Origin of the sequence: Streptomyces sp. NBC_00237, from assembly GCF_026342435.1 — a bacterium.
Classification (GTDB): domain Bacteria; phylum Actinomycetota; class Actinomycetes; order Streptomycetales; family Streptomycetaceae; genus Streptomyces.
Map to the genome: position 1 here is coordinate 2098462 of NZ_JAPEMT010000001.1, position 17651 is coordinate 2116112.

Below are 17651 nucleotides of genomic sequence, written 5' to 3' on the forward strand. Positions count from 1 at the left end.
CGGCCGAGCCGCACAGTGACACAGCCCGCACCCCTAAAGGGGCACAGAGCCCCCCCGCGTCAGCCGCTCGCGCAGCCGGGCCACCCCCTCGTCCGGGATGCCGAGGCCGTCCCGTACGTACGCCTCCATCGAGCCGTGCCGAGCGTCCACCTCCGCCAGCGCCGCCTTCAAATACTCGGGTGCGACCCCGATGATGGCCTGCGCGATCTCCGGATCGCCCCCCTTCGCCACGAACCCCGCGATCATCGGCTCGAAAGCGGCCCGGACCGCCGGGTTCACCGCCAGGTACTCCGACTCCACCGTCTCCGCCGAAGCCCCCAGCAGGGTCAGTACGATCGTCGCCCCCCACCCCGTCCGGTCCTTGCCCGCCGTGCAGTGGAAGAGCAGCGGACCCGCGTCCGGCGCGGTCAGTTCGAGCAGGAAGGCGCGGTACGCGGCGCGCGCCGAGTCCGAGGACACCAGCGCCCGGTAGGTGTCCGCGAAGAGGGCCTGTGCCCGGCCCCCGCCGAGGTGCTCCTCGGCCATCGCCGGGTCCGACAGCACGTTCTTCAGCTGGGCCGCCGCAGGCTTGTCGTCGGCGTTCCCGTGTGCCACCGCCGCCGCGATCGTGTCGGCGAGCGCGTCGGCGACGACGAGGCGGGCCCCCTGCGGCACCCGGTCCGGGTGGTCCGCCCGCTCGGCGGCACTGCGGAAGTCCACGATCGTCTCGATGCCGAGCGCGGCCACCACCGGGTCCGCCGCCGGGTCCATCCGGTCCAGCTGCCCGGCCCGCAGGACCAGTCCTGGACGTACGGTACGGCCGTCGGCGAGGGGGAGCCCGCCGAGGTCGCGGAGGTTGGCGACGGTGGTCGACGCGAGTGCGGTCATGGCGGGGTGACTCCTGGGCTGAGGTGCGCGTGCAGCGGGCCGAACGGGCGTTCTCCGCCCACCGTACGTGCCCCGTCCTCAACCGGCTCGACGGCCCCCGACCAGCACCGATCCCGCCCCCATCCCCAGCGCGAGCGCCGCGAAGTGGCCGACGTCCGTGAAGGTGGGGCGGTCCTTGTTGAGGAGCGGGCGCGCGCCCAGTGCCAGGAGTCCCGCCCGTGCCGCCAGGCGCAGCGGGCCCCTCGGCACCGCCGCCGTCAGTGCGCCCAGCACCGCGTTGAACCCGTAGCTCGTCCCGACGTCCACCGCCGAGCGGGTCGCCGCGTCCGCACCGGTCGCGCGCAGTCCTCCGTACACGAGGACCGTGGCCGAGGTGTGGCCGAGGAGGAAGACCCCGGCCGTCCACCAGGCCCCGTACGCGTACTCGGCGTACCCGAGGACCGCCAGGAGCAGCAGCGCGTACGGCAGCGGCATCGGCTCCTCGACGACGAGCGCGCTGGTCAGCAGGGTCTCCCAGCGGCCCGCTTCGAGCTGGTCGACGTTGGTGGAGCAGGAGCGCAGGAAGTCGTGGTGGGAGCCGGGCTCGGGCAGGTGACGGCGCGCGGCGTGCGCGCCGAGCTGTACTCCGCCGACGTACGCGGGGGCCAGGACGGGCAGGTCCGAGAGGTGCATGGGGGCATGATCGCGCACCCCGGTTAACGGGTGTGTCAGAAGGCGGCGTTCGTGAGTACGGCCGGTGTCCGTGCCGGTACGGGAAGCAGGGTTTCGCCTCGCCGATCACCGGTCCCGCGCCACGATGGGCCGATGCGCAAGCGAACGGCCACGATGCTGACCTGCCTCCTCCTCGCAACGACCGCAACGACCGCGCTGACCGGGTGCGGGAAGCAGCCGCCGCCCGCCGAGGCCACCGGCACCCTGGAGGAGATCGCCGCCCGCGCGGGCTGCGTACCCGACATCGGCACGGACGCGGCGGAGATCCGGCAGGCCAACTGCCGTACGGGTCAAGCGCGTTACGTGCTGGCGACCTTCGCGTCCGACCGTGGCCGCCAGGAGTGGCTGGACCAGGCGAACGACTACGGCGGCACCTACCTCGTCGGCCGTCAGTGGGTCGCGGTCGGCGACGAGCCGACGCTCACCGCGCTGCGGGACCGGCTCGGCGGGAGCGTCGAGCGGTCGGCGGGGCATGCGGCGACTCCCGGAGCGAGTCATGGAGGGAGCCATGGAGGGAGCAGTGGAGCGAGTCATGGAGGGAGCAGTGGGGGCCACGAGGGGTGAAGTCCCTCGTGGCCCCCGCCAGTCCGGTCAGCGGCAGCGCTCTCCGCCGTTGATGCAGCTCACCATCCGCCGCATCACCTTCTCGTCGAACACGTTGATGAAGTCCCCGTGGTCGGTGACCGGCTTGTGCAACTGCTCCGGGAAGGAGTCCACGGCGAACCCCGGCCCCCGGGGCACCGCGTACACCACCCGCTGCACCAGCTGCGGAATCGGCGAGAAGCCCAGCCCGCACGATCCGTCGGGGCGCGCGAAGGCAACATGGGTGCGGTGGTTGGCGCTGTCGGCGTTGCGCCCGTCCCAGCAGCTCTGGAACCGGAAGGTGCGGACCACCTGGCTGCCGCGCGGGCAGATCGGGTAAGCGTCCTTCAGCTGACGGTTCTCGAAGCCGGTGCAGCTCCACGACGCGTTGGCGTTCGTCGTGCCGTTCGTGAACGCCTTCGCGTCACCCGTGATGATCCGCAGGAAGCGCGGCATCGCGGTGACCTTCCCCGTCGGGTTGCCGACGAAATCGAGGGTGACCTGTCGCGGTGTCTGGATCTCTCCGACGTTCTGGTCCTTTCCGCCGCCGTCCGCCTCGGAATCGTCCTCGGAATTTCCGTTCTGGAGACGCAGGACCGGCCAGTAATACGTCGACCGGTCGCCGGGATTCCGGCAGGTGGTGCGGCCCGAAGCGAGGACGTCGTCACTCGCGAAGGCGTCCGTGGCCTGATTTCCGACGTAATCGTGCATGTGGTGGGCACCATTGCTCACACCGGGAGCGACGATGACGTTGTCGGGATTGAATTTGCCGTTTTCGTTGCGCCCGCAGAACGTGCTGAAGGTGCCCCGGGAAGCGCCCCGACGATTGCGCACCTGCGGGGCGTTGGGGCGTACGGAACGGATGTCGACGAAGTCGGACCGGTCGGGGCCGTTGCCCCGCCGGGCCCCGTCGGGCGCGGTGTCCCCTGTCCCGTCGTCTCCTTCGGCCGAGTCGGGCGCCGGGGGCTCCCCGGACCCGGTCTTCCGCTCCTCCGCCCGCTGCATCGTGCACGGGGCCAGCGCGTCCAGGCCCTGCGGGCGGTCCGCCCCTGGCTGGCGCTCGACGGCGTCGCCGATCCGGGCGAGCGAGGCCGCCCGCCGGTCTTTCAGTGGGCCCAGCACCGCGTCCTGGTCGGCGGCCTCTCCGTTCCCGGCCTCTCCGTTCCCTGCCTCCGCGAACGCGCGGTACGCCTCCGTGAGCTGGCTGTCCATGTCCGCCAGTTCCCGGTCGACCTCCTGCCGCGCGCCCTGCGGAACGTCGGGCAGCGCGTTCGACACGTCCGGGCAGTTGATCGTCGCCATGCGTGGTCCGGCGGCGGCCGACGACGCGGCGGGGTCCTCGTTCGCGGAGGCGGTCACGTTCAGGGCGATCAGGCCGCCGCCCCCGAGGACGAGCGCGGCGGTTGCCGCGATCGTCCTGTTCGCCAAGGTAGAACGCTTGTGTTGTTTGTGGCCCATGGAGGTTTCCTTCGGGGTATTGCTTCCGGTACCGGGCGAAGTCCCATACGTAAAAGAGGGACGGCGCGTTCAACCGTCCCTCACGCACCCCACGCTTTTCCCGGAATCCCCTCTTACTCCGGGGATCTCCCCGGAAACACCCTCACTCCTTCAGCGCCCGCTGATAAAGCGCCTTCGCCGGAGGTCCGAAGAGCGCGGCCGTCGACTCCGCGTCGGTGTCGCCGCCGCTCAGCACGCCGATCAGCCTGCCGGGGCGGTCCGGGCCCCGGTAGCCGGTCAGCCAGGGGCTGCCGCTGGTGCCGTTCCAGAAACCGGCGCACTCCATGCGCACCATGCCGGGCAGGTCCTTGTCGGCGGTGCTGTCGGTGGTGCAGGTGACGGGCCGGTTGTCGGGGTTGTGGTCGGGGTCGGGGTAGCCGACCACGGTCACCTGGCGCTCGGTCCCGGACTCCCAGTCGAGCCCTGCGGCCCCGACGACCTCCTGCACGTTGCGGCCCTGCTCGTCCGGTTCCAGGGCGAGGAAGGCGAAGTCGTACGGATCGTCCTCCTGCTCCTGCCACCGCTCGTCGACCTGCACGGACCGCACCTTCCAGCTCCCGTACGGCTGCTTGCCCGCGCCCTGCCCGGAGAAGCCGGGGGCGAAGGAGATCGTCCGGGGCTCGGAGCTGTCCACCTCGTACACGCAGTGGGCGGCCGTGGCGACGATGTTGCCCTTGGGGCTGTCCACCACGCTGGCCGTGCACCAGTGCTCCTTGCCGTCGACGAGGACACCGATGAACGGGGGGTAGTCGATGACGGCGGCCGATTTCTGCGGTACGGGCGAGGTGCCCGGATCCAGCCGGGGTGCGGAGGCCACCGGCCCGCCACACGCGCTGACCAGCGTCATCAGTGCCAGGCTCCCGGCCACGGCCACGCTCCGGGACCTCGACATCCACTGCTCACGCACGTCGGCAATCTCCCTCACCCGCTCGCATCCGGCCACTGGACCACAGGTTATGCATGTGTCCCGGGAAAGTCGTGACTATGCAGGTCCCGGGTACACGCGTACGGGTCTTCAGCCCGGCGGGTAAGGGCCCGGCAGGTACAAGACCGGCGTGTACGGGCCTTCCGCCCGGCCGGGCCTACCGGTCCAGGTACGCCAGCACGGCAAGCACGCGCCGGTTGTCGTCGTCGGACACCGTCAGGTCGAGCTTTCCGAAGATGTTCGAGGTGTGCTTCGCCACCGCCCGCTCCGTCACGAAGAGCTGCGCCGCGATCGCCGCGTTCGACCTGCCCTGCGCCATCAGCTCCATGACCTCCTTCTCACGGGGGGTGAGCTGGGCTATCGGTCTGTCCTGCGCCCGCCGCGACAGCAACTGCTGGATGACCTGCGGGTCCATCGCCGTACCGCCGCCTGCCACCCGGCGCACCGCGTCGATGAACTGTTCCGCGTCGAAGACCCGGTCCTTCAGCAGGTACCCGATCCCCCCGTTCCCGTCCGCGAGCAACTCCCGCGCGTACAACTGCTCCACGTGCTGGGACAGCACCAGTACGGGCAGTCCCGGCCTCGCCCGTCGCGCCGCCAGTGCGCACTGGAGTCCCTCGTCGGTGTGGGACGGCGGAAGCCGGACGTCGACGACGGCGACGTCCGGCTCCAGCTCCTCGAAGGCCCGGGTCAGTTCCGGGCCGGTCTCGACGGCGGCCAGGACTTCGAAGTCGAACGCTTCGAGCATCCTGACCAGGCCGTCGCGGAGCAGAAAGAGGTCTTCGGCTAGAAGGACTCGCAAGGAATCTCCATGGTCACCATGGTGGGACCGCCTGCGGGACTGCTGACGGCCAGAACACCGTCGAATGTACCGAGTCGGCGCTCGACCCCGCTCAGCCCCGAGCCCGCCCCGATCCGGGCCCCGCCCTGCCCGTTGTCGGTGACCGACGCGCGCAGCATGCCGTCCGCGCCGTGCAGGTCGACCCAGATGCGGTCCGCGCCCGCGTGCTTGACCGCGTTGGTGAGGAGCTCGCTGATCGCGAAGTACGCCGCCGACTCGACCGGTGCGTCCACCCGTCCCGGCAGGTCCACCTCGACCTCGGTGCCGATCGGCAGCCGCAGCGCCAGCGCCCGTACCGCGTCGCCCAGTCCGCGCTCCGCCAGCACCGGCGGGTGGATGCCCCGTACCAGGTCACGCAGTTCGGTCAGGGCCTCGGCGGACGACGCGCGGGCCATGCCGATCAGCTTCTTCGCCTGCGCGGGGTCCTTCTCGACCAGCGCCTCGATGGTGCCGAGGTTCATGCCCATGGCGACCAGGCGGGCCTGCGCGCCGTCGTGCAGGTCCCGCTCGATGCGGCGCAGTTCGGCCGCCGAGGTGTCCAGGGCGTCGTGCCGGGTCACGGTCAGCTTGTCCACGCGCCGGGCGAGCGCGGCTTCCTTCGTCGGCGCGAGGAAGGAGGCGCAGAGGTGGAAGTGGGCCCGGAGCAGGGCGGGGTTGTACCGCAGGCCGAGGGCGAGGATGACGAGGCCGAGGGCGAGGGCGAGGAGCCCGGTGAACTGGCTGTCGACCCGGATGAAGAGGAACCACTCAGCGCCGTTGCGCTCGAACACCCGCCACAGACCCGCCGCGAGCACCAGCCCGTAGACCCAGTAGTAGAGCGTCAGCGGGGGCAGGAGCGCGGTGGCGAACCCGGCGACCGCGTCGACGAGCAGCCACTGGATGTCCCGCCAGGTCGCCGGGTCCTTCAGCAGCAGCGTGATCCGCTCGACGGCCCCGGTGACGCCGGAGCGCACGTCGGCGGGCAGCGGCCGGTAGGGGGAGGCGATCGGCAGGTCCGCCCACCGGCCCGACAGCTCCCGCCGCTTCTCCGCCCACCTGCGGACCTCGCCCAGCACGTACGGCGTGGTGAGGATGCCGAGGCCGAGCGGGATGAGGACGATCGAGATGATGCTGAGGGCGAAGAGGGTGATCGAGACGGCGGTCGTGATCAGCGACAGCCCGAGAGCGCGTCTGCCCGCCACCATCGACGCGCGTATCCGCTGTGAGGCATGCATGGTGGTCTGGTCCCTCCCCGGTCGACGCCCGTACGTCGAGCACCCCCATAGTCTCCCGGGTGGAGGGGGCCGTGGTCATGGGCCCCTCCACCCGGTGGGGGGTGTACCCAGCACCACCGGGCGGCCGGGCCCACGGCCCGCCGCTTACGGCGCGTACTTGTAGCCCACCCGGCGCACCGTCTGGATGCTCCGCCGGTGCTCCGTGCCGAGCTTGCGGCGCAGCCGGGCGATGTGCACGTCCACGGTGCGGCCGTCGCCGACGTGGCCGTACCCCCACACCGTGGTCACCAACTGGTCGCGCGTGTGCACCCGGTGGGGGTGCGCCACCAGGTGCGCGAGCAGCTCGAACTCCAGGTACGTCAGGTCCAGGACCCGCCCGTCGACCTCGACGATCCGCCGCGAGCCGTCGATGCGCACGGCCCCGTGCCGCACGTCCGGCACGGGCGCGGGCACCGGCTGCCGCGGCTCGGCCGCTCGCTCCTGCACCAGCACGGGCTGCGGCTGGTGGGACTGCTGCTGTACGGGGGTCTGGTCGGCCGGTACGAGCACCAGGTAGCCCACCATCGGCGGGCGGCCCGGCAGCGCGGGCAGCGTGTGCTGGGGGGCGGGCAGCCACGTGGCCCCCGGGGGAAGGTAGTCGGCGACGTCGTAGGCGGGCCGGATCGGGGCGGAGACGAGGGCGGACGCGGGGGCCACCTCGTCCCGGTCGACCGCCCGCAGCCGGTGCCCGGAGGGGCGCAGCGGTTCGTGGACGCCGCGCCGCTGGGCCAGGTTCGCGGTCACCGAGGACACGGCGGAGGAAGCGGAGTACGTACGGGTGGTGGTGCGGGAGTTCGCCATGGCAGGTCAGCTCTTTCGCGCGGAGGAGACCGCCGCGGAGAGCCGCGCGGCGGTGTGGTGCTTACCTCAGGAGTGCGCGCGGACCGAAGGCCGTACGACCGGCACCGGGGGAGACCCGGTGCGGAACGGCTTTAGAGGGGCCGCGCGTTCGTCGCGCGACAACAGACCCGGTCGAAGTCGTGGTGCTGACGGGAAGGCCAGAACGGCTCCAGGTCGAAGCGACCCGTAGCGGTGGAGTTCTGGAAGCCGGTCATGGGGTCTATTGAAGCATGTGCACGCCAGAGGGTGGAGTCCCGCGACCCCCACTTCTTCCTGCGCACCGCCTCCACACCCCGGTCACTCACCCCACCAACCGCTTGCGCCACACCACTTCGGGCAGCAGGAGCGACGACTCGGGCGACCCGTCCCACTCCACTTCCAGGCCCGCTCCGCCCAGTGCTGCCACGACCTCCCGGCCGACGGACGCCGTCACCTCCGCCGACTGCGCGAACCCGCCGTAGTACAGGGGGAGTCCGCCACCGGCAGCGGCGGCCGCCGTGCCCTGCGTGGGGAAGAACACAAAGCCCCGTGCGCCCCGCGCCGCCCGGTCCCCGATCTCGGCGAGCCCGCAGGAACGGCAGCACGTGAAGTGCTCCCGGGCGGTGATGCCGGAGCGCTCCAGCACGGCGAACGCCTCCGTGACCCGCTCCGGGTCCGTCCGCCCCTCCCACGCCCGCTGCTCGGCCAGCCGCCCGAACCACCGCCGGTCCACCACCGGCCAGGTCTGCGGGTACGACACCTCGCCGCCGTACGTCTCCTGCACGGCACGGGCGATTCCGACGCGGTCCAGGTATCCGCAGTCCACCAGCTCCGTGACGTACCGCTCGACGGCCTCGGCGAGCTCGGGCGGCAGGGCCGGTATCGGCTCGGCCGGGGGCGGGGTGCGGTCCTGCCGCTCCCACTCCGCCGAGGAGCCGGGCCCGGACGTGGACGGGGACGCGGTCGTGACGCTGATGTCGAGGATGTCGGACATGGGACGAGACTGACACACGCCACTGACAACGCACGTACGGGGAGGGGGCGGTTCACCGGACCACTCCGGCGAACCGCCCCCTCCCCGTACTCCGCCTCAGCCGCCCGGGCGGCCTCGTGCCGGATCTGCCGAGACCTGCTCAGCCCTGGCTGAGACCTGCTCGGCCCTGCTCCTCAGCCCTGCTCAGACCTGCCCGGCCTTCTCCAGCGCCGTGCAGCACGTCTCGACGATCAGGCGGGTGACGACGTACGGGTCGACGTTGGCGTTCGGACGCCGGTCCTCGATGTAGCCCTTCTTCTCCTGCGCGACCTGCCACGGGATGCGGACCGACGCGCCCCGGTCGGAGACGCCGTAGCTGTACTCGTTCCACGGGGCGGTCTCGTGCAGGCCGGTGAGGCGGTCGTCGATGCCCGCGCCGTAGTTCTTGACGTGGTCCATGGGCTTGGAGCCCTCACCCAGCGACTCGCACGCCGTGATGATCGCGTCGTAGCCCTCGCGCATCGCCTTCGTGGAGAAGTTGGTGTGCGCGCCCGCGCCGTTCCAGTCGCCCTTCGCCGGCTTCGGGTCCAGGGTGGCGCTCACCCCGAAGTCCTCGGCGGTGCGGTACAGCAGCCAGCGCGCCACCCACAGCTGGTCGGAGACCTCCAGCGGAGACAACGGGCCGACCTGGAACTCCCACTGGCCCGGCATGACCTCGGCGTTGATCCCGGAGATCCCGAGCCCGGCCGCCAGACAGTGGTCGAGGTGCTTCTCGACGATCTCGCGCCCGAAGATCTCGTCGGCGCCGACACCGCAGTAGTAGCCGCCCTGCGCGGCCGGGAAGCCGCCCGCCGGGAAGCCGAGCGGGCGCTCGCCCTCGAAGAAGGTGTACTCCTGCTCGATCCCGAAGATCGGCTTCTGCGACTCGAACTGCTCGGCGAGCGGGCGCAGTTCGGCGCGCATGTTGGAGGGGTGCGGCGTCATGTCGATGTTGAGCACCTCGCACATGACGAGGATGTCGTTGCCGCCTCGGATGGGGTCCGGGCAGGAGAACACCGGGCTCAGGACGAGGTCCGAGGCGTGCCCCTGGGCCTGGTTCGTGCTCGACCCGTCGAAGCCCCAGAGCGGCAGTGCCGCGCCGTCACTCAGGATCTTCGTCTTCGAGCGGAGCTTGGCGGTCGGCTCGGTGCCGTCGATCCAGATGTACTCGGCCTTGAACGTCACGGACGCCATCCTTTACGGGTTCTGCTGCTGCGCGGCCGCGGGCCAACGGTGCGGGATGCCCCGGGCTGCTGCGGTGATGGTCGGCAGCCTGGCAACCCCCGATTTCCCGTCCGTTGCCCGTATGTGAACCCCGTGTTACCTCCCCTTCCCCCTCACGTGACCTGCCTCTCACCCCACCCCTGTGCAGACTGGACCCCATGACCCCGTCTCTCCCCGCCCCCCTGCGCATCGGCCTCCTCGGCACCGGCCCCTGGGCCGCCCGCACCCACGCCCCCGCCCTCGCCGCCCATCCCGGCGTCCACTTCCAGGGCGTCTGGGGCCGCCGCCCCGAAGCGGCCGAAGCCCTGGCCCGTACGCACGCCACCACCGCGTACGACGACCTCGACGCACTCCTCGCCGACTGCGACGCGGTCGCCGTCGCCCTGCCACCGGACGTCCAGGCCCCCCTCGCCGTCCGCGCCGCGCAGGCGGGTCGCCACCTCCTCCTCGACAAGCCGGTCGCCACCACCCCCGAAGGAGCCCGCCGGGTCGCCGACGCGGCACAGGAGGCGGGCGTCGCATCGGTCGTCTTCTTCACCCTGCGCTTCGCCCGGGGCGTAGCCCCCTGGATCGCCGAACAGGCCGCCGCCGACGGCTGGTTCACCGCCCGCGCGCACTGGTTCGGCGCGCTCTTCTCCCCGGGTTCGGCCAGCCCGTACGCGGCCTCCCCGTGGCGGGGCGAGAAGGGCGCCCTGTGGGACGTGGGCCCGCACGCCCTCTCCGTGCTCCTCCCCGTCCTCGGCGACGTCACGGAACTGACGGCCGCCGCGGGCCCCGCCGACACCGTCCACCTCACCCTGCGCCACACCTCGGGGGCCTCCAGCACCACCACCCTCAGCCTGAGCGCCCCGCAGGCCGCCGCCGGTGTCGACGTCGAACTCCGGGGCGCCACCGGCGTCCACTCCCTCCCCGCCCAGTGGGGCCCGGCCACCGACTCCTTCGCCTCGGCCGTCGACGCCCTCCTGGAATCCGTGCGCACCGGCGTCCCCCACCCCTGCGACGCCCGCTTCGGCCTCCGCGTCACGGAACTCCTGGCCCAGACGGACGCGCGCCTCCACCCCGAGCCGTAAGGCTCAGCGCCCCAGAGCCTCCCGCACCGCCTCCTCCGTACGCCCCACCACGGCCGTACCGTCGTCCGCCGTGATGATCGGCCGCTGGATCAGCCGAGGGTGCGCGGCGAGCGCCGCGATCCACCGCTCCCGCGCGTCCGCGTCCCTCGGCCAGTCCTTCACCCCGAGCTCCTTCGCCTCGGCCTCCTGGGTCCGCGTGATGTCCCACGGCTCCAGACCCAGCCGCCCCAGCACCTCCCGGATCTCCGCTGCCTCGGGTACGTCGTCGAGGTAGCGCCGCACCGTGTACGAAGCCCCCTCCTCGTCCAGCAGCCGCACGGCCGACCGGCACTTGGAACACGCGGGATTGATCCAGATCTCCATGACCCCGACGGTACCCGTGACCCCACCCCGCACACGGCACCACCCGCCCGGCATCCCGAACCCCCAAACCGCCCCTGGCCAGGGGCGATTGTCAGTGGTGCCCGGTAAAATGAGAAGCGTCCGAGAGGGTCCGTGAACGCCTCAGGAGGATGCCCGTGACCGCTGCCGTACTGATGACCAACGCCCGCCCCCTCACGTCGAAGACCCGTCAGGGCACCCCGCCGAAACCCCTGCGGAAGAAGCCCCTCCCGGCCGGCCGGCCGCGCGAGTGGTACATCTCCCACAACCGCCGCCTGAAGGCCATGCGGCTGGCGATAGCCCTGATGGACACCGGCGTCTACGTCCCGGAGAAGGCCACCAACCGCAAGATCCGCGCCACTGCCGCCCGCGTCGGCATCCACCCGCCGTCGAACACGACGTGCCGGATGGTCCGCGAGCTCATCAGGGACGAGCTGGGCTGAGCCCGGCCGCCCCGGGGGCGAAGACCACAGGTGCTGTGCCGCCCCGGCCCGTCGCACACGGGCCGGGGCGGCATGCCGTACGGACGAAGGCGTGCCGTACGGGCACAGGCGCGACGGCGGCCGTCCCTCAGACCGCCGCCCCCTCGGGCGCCCCCGCCCCCGCCCAGTCCATCCGCGACCACGGCAGCGCCAGTTCCTCCGTGCCCGCGACCGTGCGCGGCGCCAGTTCCTCGATCCGGTGTGCCTCGCCGTGCCGGGCGAAGACCGTCTCGGCGTAGCGGTGCCCGGTGTCCGCCGCCAGGAACAGCGTCGTGCGCTCCGGTGCCAGGCCCTGTTCCCAGCGCGCCGCGAGGTATCCGGCCCCGGTCGAGAGCCCGGCGAACACCGCGTGCCGCCGCAGCAGGTCGACGCTGCCCGAAAGGGCCGTGCCGAAGGACATCCAGTGCACCGTGTCGTACTGCGTGTGCGTCACGTTCCCGAAGGGGATCGAGCTGCCGATCCCGGCGATGATGATCTCCGGGTCGGCCACGTGCCCGCTGCCGAAGGTGACGCTGCCGTACGGCTGGACGCCGACGAGCCGCACCCCGGGAGCGTCCTCGCGCAGGAACCGGGCCAGCGCCCCCGTCGACGCCCCCGACCCCACGCCGCCCACCACGGTGAGCCGCCGCACGTCCGTCTCCCGGCGGACGAGGTCGGCGACGGCCCGGTAGCCGAGGTGGTGGATGTCGTCGTGGTACTGCCGCATCCAGTGGTACTCGGGGTGTGCGCGCAGGATCTCGCCGATCCTGGCCACCCGCCGCTTCTGGTCGAGCTTCAGGTCGTCACAGGGCTCCATCTGCTCCAACTCCGCGCCCAGGATGCCCAGTTGGGTGCGGAGCGTGCTGTCCACCGTCGTGGAGCCGACGATGTGGCACCGCATGCCGTAGCGGTGGCAGGCCAGCGCCAGGGCGTACGCGTAGATGCCGCTGGAACTGTCCAGCAGGGTGTCGCCGCGCCGGACCCTTCCGGTGTCGAGCAGATGACGCACCGCGGCCAGCGCGGAGACGACCTTCATGGTCTCAAAGCGCAGGCAGAGCAGCCCCTCGTCGAGCCGGACCAGATCCGGTCGGCCGATCGATTCCGCTATGTGCGTGTCCATGCGACGACTCCTCGAAGGCGATGTGAGAGGGGACGGAAGGGGAAGGGGAAGGGGCGGGCGTGCGGTGCGTCGTGAAGACCCGGGCGGCGGGCATGCCGAGATCGCCCAGTACGCGGACGGCCGTACGGACCTGCCCCGGCCAGCCGCATCCCAGCGCCCCGGCGTCCTCGGGTTCCGGGCCCGCCGGGACCGCCCCGAACCCCCGGGCGTCGAGCAGCAGCCCCGCCACACTGCCGCTGTGCGCGATCTGCACACCGACCGCGCCGACGCGCCGGGCCGCCTCCTGGAGGGCGGCGAACTCCGGCCGGTGGAAGCTGCGTTGGCCGAGCCGGGCGCTCTCCGTGGCGACCCGGCCGAGCAGCACCGGATCGCCCGTGCGCACCGCCCGCCGCAGCAGCTCGCGCAGTTCGCCGTACGTGTCCAGCTCGGCGGTACACGCGGTGCGCGGTGCGGGCAGGGACAGGGTGTCCACCGGAGCGCCCCCGCCCAGCGCGCAGCCGACCACGACGACCGGCGGCAGCACCTCGCCGAACACCTCCAGCACCCGGCCCTCCCGCTGCGCGAACAGCACCGGCCGCCCGTCCAGCATCAACGGGTCGCAGGCCCGCTCGGCCCGCACCGCGAGCCGGGCGAGCGTGCCGGGCGACGGGTGCACTCCGAAGGCGTCCGCGACCGCGCGCAGCGCGGCGACGACGTCGCTGCTGGAGGACCCCAGGCCGAGGCCCACCGGCAGCCCGCCCGCGATCCTCACCTCGCCCCCGCAGGCCCGCACCCCCGGGGTGCGCACGCACTCCCGCACCATCAGGGCCGCCGCGCGCCGCGCCTTCTCCCGTCCGGCGGGCCGCACCGTGACCTCACCGGGGCGGGCGCCGGGCGCGGGCACGAACACCGCCCGGCTGCCAGGACCGTGCACCGGCAGCGTCACCAGGCCCGCGCAGCCGCGCCCCCGCGCGTCCCGGAAGACGCCCTGGAGGATCTCCCCGTGATGGCAGGAGGCCCGCCCGAATCCCGTACGGAAGGGCCCGGAGTCCGTACGGACACGCCCGCTCACGCCGTACCCCGGTACCGGTACAGGACGGTCGGCTCCGCGCTGAACTGCGAGAACGGGAAGGGCTCCGCGGACAGCGCGCTCACCCCCGCCCCCAGAAAGGCGCGGGCCACCGCGCTCCCGGTCTGCGCGTACACCACCAAAGGCACCCCCCGCGCCCGGCAGCGGGCCAGGACCGCGTCGAACGAACCGTTGCTCAAGGTCATCCCGGTCGCCACCACGGCGTCCGCCGCCTCCAGCACCTCGGCCATGTCCCGGGTCACCGGGTCGCCCCACTGCGTCGTCCGCAGGTTCAAGTCGCACGGCAGCGGCACCCCGCCGCGCTCCCTGATCGCCGCGACCAGCGGATTGACCACCCCGATCAGGGCCACCCTCGCCCCCTCGGCGATGTCGAGGAGCCCGGCCACGGCCGCGTCCCTGGCCACCGCCCGCACCTCCGGCGGCCCGGCCGGGAGCGTCACCGGCTCCGCGCCCGAGAAGCGGTGCGGGCGGACCGCCGCCAGATACGCGTCGAGCGCCGCGATCCGCACCGGCCTCGCCGGGTCCCGCAGCAGCGCCTCCAGCGAACTGCCCGACAGCGCCCCGCACACCCCCGCGTCCACCTCGCCCGCCTCGAAGGCGCAGGCCCCGAAGGCGTCTCCGACCCGTACGAGCACGTACTGGTTGAGGTAGGTGACCGTGCCGCCCGCGAGCCGCGTCCCGTGGTGCGCCCAGAACACGCTGGTCGCCGTCAACTCCCTCGGATCCGGGCCCTGTTCGCCTGCCAGCACCGCGTCGGCGAGTGCGTCGACACCGCCGCTCCTGATCACGTCCATGAAACGTCCTGCTCCCTTGTTGCCGAATGAGTCGGTGAATGAAGTGCGGTACGTGCCCGCAGCGGCCCCCGGTAGGCGACGGCGAGGTGCCCCAGTGCGTCCGGGCCCACCTCCGCGTCCACCTCGAAGACCTCGGCCAGCAGCCCCGGTGTCAGCACCGCGGCGGGCGGCCCGGCCGCGACGAGCCGCCCGTGGTGCAGCAGAAGCAGCCGGTCGCAGAACCGGGCGGCGAGCGACAGGTCGTGCAGGGCCACCAGTACGGTCTGGCGGCTCGCCGACAGCAGCTCCATCAGCGCCAACTGGTGCTTCACGTCGAGGTGGTTGGTCGGCTCGTCGAGGAGGACCGCCCTCGGCCGCTGGGCCAGCGCCCGCGCCAGGTGCGCCCGCTGCCGCTCGCCGCCGGAGAGCGCCTTCCACTCCCGGTGCGCGAGGCCGGCCAGCCCGACGCGCTCCAGCGCCGCCGCCACCACCGCGCGGTCCGTCGCGTCGGCCCCCGCCCACCTGCTGCGGAACGGGGTGCGGCCGAGCCCCACCACCTCCGCGACCCGCAACTCGCTCTGCACGTCCACGGCCTGCTCCACGAAGGCGACCCGGCGCGCGAGCTGCCGCGCGCTCCATCCCCGTACGTCCTGGCCGTCGTACGTCACCGCTCCCGCGTCCGGCGTACGCAGCCCGGCCAGGCAGCGCAGCAGCGAGGACTTGCCCGAGCCGTTCGGCCCGACCAGGCCGACCGTCTCGCCCGGCGCGGCCTCCAGGGACACCTCGCGTACGACGTCCCGTCCGCCCACCGACCAGGTCAGCCCCTCGGCGGCGATCCTCACAGCTCCCCCCTCCGACGCAGCACCAGCAGGAACAACGGCACCCCGATCAACGCGGTGAAGACCCCCACCGGCACCTCCTGCGGGGCGAACGCCACCCGGGACAGGGCGTCCGTCCACACCAGGAACACCGCACCGGCCACCGCCGAGAACGGCAGCAGCACCCGATGCAGCGGCCCCACCAGGAACCGCACGACGTGCGGCACGATCAGCCCCACGAAGCCGATCGCCCCGACGGCCGCCACCGCGACCGCCGCCATCAGCGACGTCACCACCAGCAGCACCCACCGGGTCGCCCGCACGTCGACGCCCAGCGACGACGCCGTGTCCGCCCCGAAGGAGAACCCGTCCAGCGAACCGGAACAGGCCCACACCACCGCACCCCCCACAGCGGTCACCGAGGCGCAGACCAGCACGGCGTCCCAGCGCGCCGATGCCATCGACCCCAGCAGCCACTGCGTCACGGCCCGGATGACGTCCGCGTCGCCCGACGCCATCAGCACCAGCGACGTCAGCGCGGCGAAGAGCTGCGCCACCACCACGCCCGTCAGGACGATCCGCACCGAATCGAGCCCGCTGCGCCGCAGCAGCAGCATCAGGAGCCCGAACGACACCAGCGCCCCCACGAAAGCGCCGCCCGTCACTCCGAGCGCCTGCGCCCCGAACCCCAGCACGACCACCACCGCCGCCCCGGCCGAGGCCCCCGACGACACCCCGAGCAGATACGGATCGGCCAGCGCGTTGCGCGTCACGGCCTGGAGCACCGCCCCGCACACGGAGAGCGCCGCCCCGACCAGCGCGGCCAGCAGCACCCGGGGGACCCGCAGGTCCCAGACGAGCGAGTCGAGCAGCCGGGGCACCGGCGGTCCTTCCACCCCGATGCCCAGCCGGGCCGCGACGCTGCGCGCCAGGTCCCCGTATCCGACCTGCGCCGTCCCGATCCGCACCGACACGGCCAGCGACACCAGCAGCACCGCGCATCCGCCCGCGAACAGGACGACCGTCCGCACGCCGCCCCGCCGTACGGACGGCGGCACGTGGGCCTCTGTATCCGTCACCCGCACGCCGGGCTCCAACAGGTCCACGGCCGGGCCGGGTTCGTCAGCGCCCGCCATGACCGAGCGCCCTCATCCCGGCGGTCAGCCGGGGCAGCGCGTCCACCGTCCGCACGGACGGGTCCATCTCCGTGCCGGGGACCGTGACGAACCGGTTCTTCCGTACGGCGTCCAGTTGGGCCATCACCGGGTTGCCGCGTATCGCCTTCAGCTTGTCCGCCGCGCTGTCGCCCGGCTTCCCGCGCTCCGAGAGGTCGCCGATCACCAGGAAGTCCGGGTCGCGGTCGGCGATCTGCTCCCAGGTGACGGACGGCCAGTCCTCGTCGAGGTCGTCGAAGGCGTTGCGCGCGCCCGCGATCCGGCTCATCTCGCTCGGCATCGCGGTCTTCCCCGCCACGTACGGGGCGTCCCCGTACACGGAGTACACCCACACCACGCGCGGCGCTCCCCGCACCCCGGCCCCGTCCTTCTTCGCCTTGTCGAGCGCGGCCCGCTGCTCCCGTACGAGCTTGTCGGCCCGCTCCTCGACCCCGAAGACCTCGCCCAGGTTCCGGTAGTCGTCCAGCAGGAGGTCGAAGGGGGACTTCCCGGCCGGGTTCTCCTTCGGGCAGTCCACCGCGCTCAGGAAGGTGGGCAGCCCGAGCGCCGCGAGTTCCTCCCGGGTGCCGGAGCGGTCCTTGGTGAAGTGGTCGGCGAAGGACGCCACGACCACGTCCGGTGCGGCGGCCCGCAGTTGCTCGCCGCCGAGCAGCTTCGGACTGAGTACGGGGACCTTCCCGTACGCCTCCCGGTACTGCGGGGCGATCTTCGTCTTGAGGTTGGACGTCCCGGCCATCCGGTCCTGGAGCCCGAGTTCCAGCAGGACTTCCGTCGCCGACTGGTCGAGCGTGACCGCCCGCCGGGGCGCCCCGGCGAACGACAGCTGCCGCCCGCAGCTCTCCACCTCGACCTTTCCGCCGGAAGCGGCTGCACCGGCGGCGGCCTTCTCCGGTACGGACGCGGGCGGACCGGCACACCCGGCGGCGAAGCAGACGGCCAGCGCGACGGCGCCGGCCCGGACAGAACGGGACATGAGGTCCTCCGGAAAACGGGAGCAGGAGATTCCGCCCGCGCCGAGGTGCTGACGGGGACCGGAACGAGCGCTACTGTAAC

20 protein-coding genes are annotated in these 17651 nt (G+C 72.6%); 3 read left to right on the forward strand and 17 right to left on the reverse strand.

Going from position 1 to position 17651, the window contains the following annotated elements:
- Nucleotides 1–33 precede the first annotated feature (33 nt).
- Both OG897_RS09270 and OG897_RS09275 read right to left on the reverse strand, forming a co-directional pair.
- Nucleotides 34–867 (reverse strand): tyrosine-protein phosphatase, encoded by an 834-nt coding sequence (locus OG897_RS09270; protein WP_266654666.1) that lies wholly within the window; start codon nucleotides 865–867, stop codon nucleotides 34–36.
- A gap of 78 nt (nucleotides 868–945) precedes the next feature.
- Nucleotides 946–1539, reverse strand: coding sequence for a rhomboid-like protein (locus OG897_RS09275; protein WP_266654668.1), 594 nt, complete (start codon nucleotides 1537–1539; stop codon nucleotides 946–948).
- A gap of 132 nt (nucleotides 1540–1671) precedes the next feature.
- Here OG897_RS09275 and OG897_RS09280 point away from each other — a divergent pair, with 132 nt between their 5' ends.
- The gene (locus OG897_RS09280; protein WP_266654670.1) at nucleotides 1672–2142 is read left to right on the forward strand and encodes a hypothetical protein; all 471 of its coding nucleotides are present in this window, start codon (nucleotides 1672–1674) and stop codon (nucleotides 2140–2142) included.
- Nucleotides 2143–2169: 27 nt separating this feature from the next.
- Here the strand turns inward: OG897_RS09280 and OG897_RS09285 are convergent, their stop codons facing one another.
- From OG897_RS09285 to glnII, 8 genes are all read right to left on the reverse strand, one after another.
- Nucleotides 2170–3618 carry a DUF1996 domain-containing protein gene (locus OG897_RS09285; protein WP_266654672.1) on the reverse strand — a complete coding sequence of 483 codons (1449 nt, stop codon included), beginning with the start codon at nucleotides 3616–3618 and terminating at the stop codon, nucleotides 2170–2172.
- A gap of 142 nt (nucleotides 3619–3760) precedes the next feature.
- Nucleotides 3761–4564: a serine protease gene (locus tag OG897_RS09290; RefSeq protein WP_266654674.1), complete on the reverse strand. Its 804-nt coding sequence runs from the start codon at nucleotides 4562–4564 to the stop codon at nucleotides 3761–3763.
- Between the two features lie 175 nt (nucleotides 4565–4739).
- Nucleotides 4740–5384 carry a response regulator transcription factor gene (locus tag OG897_RS09295; RefSeq protein ID WP_266654676.1) on the reverse strand — a complete coding sequence of 215 codons (645 nt, stop codon included), beginning with the start codon at nucleotides 5382–5384 and terminating at the stop codon, nucleotides 4740–4742.
- A complete protein-coding gene (locus OG897_RS09300) occupies nucleotides 5369–6637 on the reverse strand; it encodes a histidine kinase (RefSeq protein WP_266654678.1) in 1269 nt (422 codons plus the stop codon). The genes OG897_RS09295 and OG897_RS09300 overlap by 16 nt, the downstream gene beginning before the upstream one ends.
- Nucleotides 6638–6781: 144 nt before the next feature.
- The gene (locus tag OG897_RS09305) at nucleotides 6782–7477 is read right to left on the reverse strand and encodes a winged helix-turn-helix domain-containing protein (protein WP_266654680.1); all 696 of its coding nucleotides are present in this window, start codon (nucleotides 7475–7477) and stop codon (nucleotides 6782–6784) included.
- A gap of 131 nt (nucleotides 7478–7608) precedes the next feature.
- The gene (locus OG897_RS09310) at nucleotides 7609–7731 is read right to left on the reverse strand and encodes a hypothetical protein (RefSeq protein ID WP_266654682.1); all 123 of its coding nucleotides are present in this window, start codon (nucleotides 7729–7731) and stop codon (nucleotides 7609–7611) included.
- An 86-nt stretch (nucleotides 7732–7817) separates the two neighbouring features.
- Nucleotides 7818–8489, reverse strand: a complete 672-nt coding sequence (locus OG897_RS09315) for a hypothetical protein (RefSeq protein ID WP_266654684.1) — start codon at nucleotides 8487–8489, stop codon at nucleotides 7818–7820.
- Nucleotides 8490–8672: 183 nt separating this feature from the next.
- Entirely contained in the window at nucleotides 8673–9692 is a 1020-nt protein-coding gene (glnII, locus tag OG897_RS09320; RefSeq protein WP_266654686.1) for a glutamine synthetase, read from the reverse strand.
- Nucleotides 9693–9889: 197 nt separating this feature from the next.
- On the opposite strand from glnII, the gene OG897_RS09325 reads away from it, so the two are divergent.
- A complete protein-coding gene (locus OG897_RS09325; protein ID WP_266654688.1) occupies nucleotides 9890–10801 on the forward strand; it encodes a Gfo/Idh/MocA family protein in 912 nt (303 codons plus the stop codon).
- 3 nt (nucleotides 10802–10804) lie between these two features.
- Here OG897_RS09325 and OG897_RS09330 read toward each other — a convergent pair whose 3' ends face one another.
- Nucleotides 10805–11164 (reverse strand): arsenate reductase family protein, encoded by a 360-nt coding sequence (locus tag OG897_RS09330; protein WP_266654690.1) that lies wholly within the window; start codon nucleotides 11162–11164, stop codon nucleotides 10805–10807.
- Between the two features lie 173 nt (nucleotides 11165–11337).
- Here OG897_RS09330 and OG897_RS09335 point away from each other — a divergent pair, with 173 nt between their 5' ends.
- Nucleotides 11338–11625, forward strand: a complete 288-nt coding sequence (locus OG897_RS09335) for a hypothetical protein (RefSeq protein ID WP_266656696.1) — start codon at nucleotides 11338–11340, stop codon at nucleotides 11623–11625.
- Between the two features lie 127 nt (nucleotides 11626–11752).
- Here OG897_RS09335 and OG897_RS09340 read toward each other — a convergent pair whose 3' ends face one another.
- From OG897_RS09340 to OG897_RS09365, 6 genes are read right to left on the reverse strand one after another with little or no spacing between them, the layout of a single operon-like run.
- Nucleotides 11753–12763: a pyridoxal-phosphate dependent enzyme gene (locus tag OG897_RS09340; RefSeq protein ID WP_266654692.1), complete on the reverse strand. Its 1011-nt coding sequence runs from the start codon at nucleotides 12761–12763 to the stop codon at nucleotides 11753–11755.
- On the reverse strand, nucleotides 12684–13814 hold the full coding sequence (locus OG897_RS09345) for a GHMP kinase (protein ID WP_266654694.1): 1131 nt from the start codon (nucleotides 13812–13814) through the stop codon (nucleotides 12684–12686). The genes OG897_RS09340 and OG897_RS09345 overlap by 80 nt, the downstream gene beginning before the upstream one ends.
- Complete coding sequence (locus OG897_RS09350) at nucleotides 13811–14626, reverse strand: DUF364 domain-containing protein (RefSeq protein ID WP_266654696.1); 816 nt, start codon at nucleotides 14624–14626, stop codon at nucleotides 13811–13813. Before OG897_RS09350 ends, OG897_RS09345 begins: the two co-directional genes overlap by 4 nt.
- Complete coding sequence (locus OG897_RS09355) at nucleotides 14617–15447, reverse strand: ABC transporter ATP-binding protein (RefSeq protein ID WP_266654698.1); 831 nt, start codon at nucleotides 15445–15447, stop codon at nucleotides 14617–14619. Before OG897_RS09355 ends, OG897_RS09350 begins: the two co-directional genes overlap by 10 nt.
- Entirely contained in the window at nucleotides 15444–16559 is a 1116-nt protein-coding gene (locus tag OG897_RS09360; protein WP_266654700.1) for an iron ABC transporter permease, read from the reverse strand. Before OG897_RS09360 ends, OG897_RS09355 begins: the two co-directional genes overlap by 4 nt.
- Nucleotides 16546–17571: an ABC transporter substrate-binding protein gene (locus OG897_RS09365; RefSeq protein ID WP_266654702.1), complete on the reverse strand. Its 1026-nt coding sequence runs from the start codon at nucleotides 17569–17571 to the stop codon at nucleotides 16546–16548. The genes OG897_RS09360 and OG897_RS09365 overlap by 14 nt, the downstream gene beginning before the upstream one ends.
- Nucleotides 17572–17651: the final 80 nt, after the last annotated feature.

Bases quoted from the DNA above. Each gene is read 5' to 3' on its own strand.
- OG897_RS09270 (WP_266654666.1), bottom strand. From the start codon at position 867: ATGACCGCACTCGCGTCGACCACCGTCGCCAACCTCCGCGACCTCGGC.
- OG897_RS09275 (WP_266654668.1), bottom strand. From the start codon at position 1,539: ATGCACCTCTCGGACCTGCCCGTCCTGGCCCCCGCGTACGTCGGCGGA.
- OG897_RS09280 (WP_266654670.1), top strand. From the start codon at position 1,672: ATGCGCAAGCGAACGGCCACGATGCTGACCTGCCTCCTCCTCGCAACG.
- OG897_RS09285 (WP_266654672.1), bottom strand. From the start codon at position 3,618: ATGGGCCACAAACAACACAAGCGTTCTACCTTGGCGAACAGGACGATC.
- OG897_RS09300 (WP_266654678.1), bottom strand. From the start codon at position 6,637: ATGCATGCCTCACAGCGGATACGCGCGTCGATGGTGGCGGGCAGACGC.
- OG897_RS09305 (WP_266654680.1), bottom strand. From the start codon at position 7,477: ATGGCGAACTCCCGCACCACCACCCGTACGTACTCCGCTTCCTCCGCC.
- OG897_RS09310 (WP_266654682.1), bottom strand. From the start codon at position 7,731: ATGACCGGCTTCCAGAACTCCACCGCTACGGGTCGCTTCGACCTGGAG.
- OG897_RS09315 (WP_266654684.1), bottom strand. From the start codon at position 8,489: ATGTCCGACATCCTCGACATCAGCGTCACGACCGCGTCCCCGTCCACG.
- OG897_RS09325 (WP_266654688.1), top strand. From the start codon at position 9,890: ATGACCCCGTCTCTCCCCGCCCCCCTGCGCATCGGCCTCCTCGGCACC.
- OG897_RS09330 (WP_266654690.1), bottom strand. From the start codon at position 11,164: ATGGAGATCTGGATCAATCCCGCGTGTTCCAAGTGCCGGTCGGCCGTG.
- OG897_RS09335 (WP_266656696.1), top strand. From the start codon at position 11,338: ATGACCAACGCCCGCCCCCTCACGTCGAAGACCCGTCAGGGCACCCCG.
- OG897_RS09340 (WP_266654692.1), bottom strand. From the start codon at position 12,763: ATGGACACGCACATAGCGGAATCGATCGGCCGACCGGATCTGGTCCGG.
- OG897_RS09350 (WP_266654696.1), bottom strand. From the start codon at position 14,626: ATGGACGTGATCAGGAGCGGCGGTGTCGACGCACTCGCCGACGCGGTG.
- OG897_RS09360 (WP_266654700.1), bottom strand. From the start codon at position 16,559: ATGGCGGGCGCTGACGAACCCGGCCCGGCCGTGGACCTGTTGGAGCCC.
- OG897_RS09365 (WP_266654702.1), bottom strand. From the start codon at position 17,571: ATGTCCCGTTCTGTCCGGGCCGGCGCCGTCGCGCTGGCCGTCTGCTTC.